Here is a 4,282-nt window from a genome sequence, read left to right on the forward strand (position 1 = left end):
CCTTTGATTCGGGCGAAACATAGTTGGCGACCAGTGTCGGAATGCCGATGCCGAGGTTGACGAGATTGCCCGGCTTGAGCTCCTGCGCGACACGGCGGGCGATGATCTCCTGTGCGTCCATGACCTCACCCGTTCGCGTTGGTGACGAGATAGTCGACGAGCGGCGCCGGCGTCATGACGTGGTCGGGCGCGATCACGCCAACGGGCACGATGTGCTCCGCGGTCACGATCACGGTATCGGCCGCCATGGCCATCACCGGATTGAAATTGCGAGAGGTTAGCGCGTAGGAGAGATTGCCGAGGTAATCGGCGAGGAAGGCGTGCACCAGCGCGAATTGCGCGCGCAGCGCCGTCTCGAGCAGATAAGGCTTGCCGTCGACCTCGATCTGGCGCTTGCCTTCCGCGACCAGCGTGCCGACGCCTGTCGGTGTCAGCACGCCGCCAAGGCCGCAGCCGCCGGCGCGAATGCGTTCGGCAAAAGTGCCCTGCGGAATCAGATCGACTCCGATCTGATTGGTGAGCATCTGCTGCTGCGCCTTGGGGTTCAGGCCGATATGGGTGGCAGTCAGCCGCGAGACCAGCGCTGCGTCAAACAGCTTGCCGACACCCTTGCCGGGGGTTGCTGCGTCGTTGCTGATGATCGTGAGGCCGCTCTTCTTCTGTCGAACGACCTCGTCGAGCAAGCGCTCCGGTGTCCCGACCCCCATGAATCCGCCAACCATGATGCTCGCGCCGGTTGGGATCATCGCCACGGCTTCTTCGACGGATACGGCCCTCATGGTCGGAACTCCGGTCAGTTCGTCGACGGAATGTTGGCGGGCGGTCAGCGTACTCCTTTGACCTGAGTCAAGGCTTCACGCCATTTTCGTCGCCCGAAATATCGATGCTCTCGAGCATCTCGCGCCAGAGCTTGCGCACGTCGGCGTGGCGCCGTTCGAGCGCGGCGCTCACGGCGTCGCGAAATGGCAGGAGGCTTTCTCCCTTCAGGAACATAATTTGCGCTTGCAACAACCGGCCGCTCTCGAACTCAACGCGCCGCAGCGCCATCGCGAAGGGATCGTTCGCGTTCGCCTCGACCGGAAGCAGGGCCGCCGGCCTGATACCGGCGTGGATCGCGTGAGCGAGAGTTGCAAGATCAACGGCAAACGCCAGCGATTGATCCGGAATGCCATCCGCCGCCGCAGGAAACCAGGCGGTCTCCCAGGCCGCCGCGAGATAGCCGAGGGCGAGGTCCGGCGTCCAATGAGTTGCGCGCAGGAGCAGAGAGACAATTTCGGACTCGTTGTAGAACTGCGCGTTCAGCTCGGTCTGCCAGGCTGATTCCAGCCTCAGAGGAAGGGCGAGAGCGAAGCGACGCCCAAGCGCGCCATGGGCCGAGACCAGGAAGCTCGCGACACGGGTCTGCTGCCGGGCAGGTACGCGCCCATCGGAATCGAGCGGACCGAAGAAGGTACTCATGCGATCGCTCCCTTGACCGGGATCGCGCGCAGATGGTCGTAACCGGCAGGAAACGGCATGAGCTCGCCGCCCGCCTCGTCCGGGGCGATCCAGACCGACTTATTGCCTTGCCAGCGTCCAGCCATCACGTCATCCGCGAAGCGGGCGAGTAAATCGGCCGTCAGTGCTGGCTTCTCCAGCGTGAAGGCATGGTAAGCCCGCGGGATGATGACGAGGCTGCTGTTGGGAATTTGAACGCGCAACGTCTCGTGCAGCGCGCGTGGCGTGAGGAAATCGAACTCGCCGTTCAAGATCATCGTGGGCACGCCGATCGACGCCAGTTGCGGCGTCAGCGGCTGGAAGTCGAGGAAGGATTCCATCAGGTTCTGCAGGGCGTAGACGTCGTTCACGAGCCAGCCCTGCCGCTTCACGCTGTCGAGCTTGTCCAGCACCGGCGCCAGCCAGTGGTCGGAGACGTTCATCGGCAGCAGCAGATCCTGCAGATAGCTGGTACCGCCGAGGATCAAGCCGGTGCGCAGCGCGTTTCCGAGCAGGAAAAGTTGCGGTGGCAGCTCGGCGAAGCAGCTCATCGGCACCAGCCCTGATAGTCGGTCGCCATATGCGATGGCATAGCGCAGCGCTATCAGGCCGCCGAAGCTGATGCCGCTCAGGAACACGGGCCCACTGCCGAGCTCCTGGATCAGGAGGTGCAGGGCCATAACCTGATCGTCCTGGCTGATGAAGAGCGCAGGTTTGTCGGACTCGCCCTGACCCAGCAGATCGAACGTTGCGACGCGGAAACCGCGCGCGATGAGCGCATCGCGATAGGCGGCCCACAGCTCGGCATATTGCGTCAGGCCGTTGACCAGCACGTAAGCCGGTGCGTCGGCAGGGCCGTCAAGCTCGTAGCGGATCCGATGCGAGCCGTGGCTGAGAAAGGGCATTGCGGCGATCCCGCGGGTAATTCGGTGCCGAAACATCCTTGGCCAGAACTTCCGCAATCCGTTGAGTTAAGTCAAAGGATGCCGCGCAGCCGCTCCTAGCCTTCGATCAGAACAATTGCCGGAGGATATCGCCATGAAAGGGAGCGAGCCTATGCGCCGTCTTCTCGTAAGTGTGGTGCTGCTGTTGATCGGCACTTCATTTGCGCTTGCGCAGCCATTCACGCGCCGCTCGTCGCAGATGCAGCATGACGAGCTGAAGAAGACCTACGAAATCGCAAACTTCCGCCTCGGTGGCAAATACGACCTCTCGGATCCCTCGAAGTGGGAGAATGGCGGAGAGGGCGGCGTCACGTTGGAATCGTTGGGCGCCGGCAAGCTGCGGACATCCTACATCGCGATCGGCAATGCCCGCCGCAACGCGGCGGGTGAAATCACCAATGCTGTGATCGTCAATTCCTACTATTCCGGCGACTCCACCGACATGTACGAGCAATGGGTCAAGGGCGCTGCCTTGTCCGGTGGCGTGCCCATCATCGGCCCGGGCCGGCCGATCGATACCGATCGCTATTATGTCGTGATGGTCGATCCGCTTGGCACCTGGGGCGCGAGCAAGCCCTCCGACGGCCTTGGCGTCAAGTTTCCGCAATACAGCTACTATGACATGGTGCAGGCCAACTACCGCATGCTGCACGACGGACTGAAGATCGCTCGCGCTGCGTTGGTTACCGGCGTCTCCATGGGCGGCACCCAGACGTACGTCTGGGGCGTGATGCATCCGGAATATGTCAGTGCAATCATGCCCATCGGCGGCACCACGCAGTCCGATGGCGATGATCCCGTGGGCAACTGGACTTTCCAGATGATGACTGCCGCGATCGAGGCCGATCCCGTCTGGCAGGCCACCAAGGGCGACTATTATAAGCTGCCCAAGGAGAAACACCCGGTGCCAGGCGTCGCTTTCGGTTGGTCGATCCTTGGCATGACTGGGTACGACTTTGCTTTCCGCACGAGCCAGAACTGGAAGGCGGTTCAGCCGGAGATCTTCTACTGGGACCCGCCTAACGAGAAGGCGGGGCTGAACGTCACCAATCGCGCCAAGCTTTATGACGCCGTCGATCTTGTCTGGCGCAACCGGGTTGGCGAGACCCACAACATCAATCCCTATCTGGGCCGCATTCGCGCGCGCACGCTGGTGATGCACATCACCAACGACCTCTGGCTGAACTTCAAGCTGGCCGAGAAGGCGGTCGACCGCGTCCCCGGCGCAGACCTCATCGCCCAGGAAAGCCCAGTCGCGCACTACGGTGTGTTCCCGATCATCAACCAGCGCAAGAACGATCCGAAGTTCGTCGCCTTCATGGACGACGTCGCGGCGCTGGATCGCGCGCAGAAGTTCGAGGACAAGAACTATCGCGTACCCGGCGTGGCCGAAAACATCGACCCAAATAAGTCCTTCTGGAAGGATTTCGTGACCTATCCCTATCCGGTCAAATACGCCAACGCGAAGGACAGGAGCGGCAACTCCTGGCAGATCGGCTACATGGACGAATATGCCGGCACCGACAAGGATCCCAAGGTGCTGGTGATCATCCACGGCAAGGGCGCGTTCGCCGGACACTACGGCAACGTGATGCAATACGCCCTGCGCAGCGGTCTGCGCGTGATCGCGCCTGATCTGCCGCATTACGGCATGTCCGGGCCCGGCAATCTCGACAAGAGCCCGGCTCGCACCATGCAGGACATGCGCGAGGTGATCTACGACCTCGTCGTCAACCAACTCGGCGTCAAGAAAGCCTATTACCTCGGCCATTCGCTAGGCGGGCAATTTGTGATGGGGTACGCCTTGACCTGGCCGGATGCCGTCCAGGGCCTCGCTCTCGAGGCTCCCTCCGGCCTCGAGG

At 62.2% G+C, this 4,282-nt stretch carries 5 protein-coding genes; 1 reads left to right on the forward strand and 4 read right to left on the reverse strand.

Annotation, left to right across the window (positions count from 1 at the left end; genetic code table 11):
• The 4 genes from IF809_RS38015 to IF809_RS38030 form a co-directional block, all read right to left on the reverse strand.
• Positions 1–121 (reverse strand): CoA-transferase (locus IF809_RS38015; RefSeq protein ID WP_462840037.1); only part of this gene is annotated, 121 nt, incomplete at its 3' end.
• Positions 122–125: 4 nt separating this feature from the next.
• Positions 126–779: a CoA transferase subunit A gene (locus IF809_RS38020; protein ID WP_453995450.1), complete on the reverse strand. Its 654-nt coding sequence runs from the start codon at positions 777–779 to the stop codon at positions 126–128.
• Between the two features lie 67 nt (positions 780–846).
• A complete protein-coding gene (locus IF809_RS38025) occupies positions 847–1,458 on the reverse strand; it encodes a hypothetical protein (RefSeq protein ID WP_462840035.1) in 612 nt (203 codons plus the stop codon).
• Entirely contained in the window at positions 1,455–2,381 is a 927-nt protein-coding gene (locus IF809_RS38030; RefSeq protein ID WP_128964334.1) for an alpha/beta fold hydrolase, read from the reverse strand. Before IF809_RS38030 ends, IF809_RS38025 begins: the two co-directional genes overlap by 4 nt.
• 133 nt (positions 2,382–2,514) lie before the next feature.
• On the opposite strand from IF809_RS38030, the gene IF809_RS38035 reads away from it, so the two are divergent.
• Positions 2,515–4,282 (forward strand): alpha/beta hydrolase (locus IF809_RS38035; protein ID WP_462840036.1); only part of this gene is annotated, 1,768 nt, incomplete at its 3' end.

The organism is Bradyrhizobium sp. UFLA06-24, from assembly GCF_054967145.1.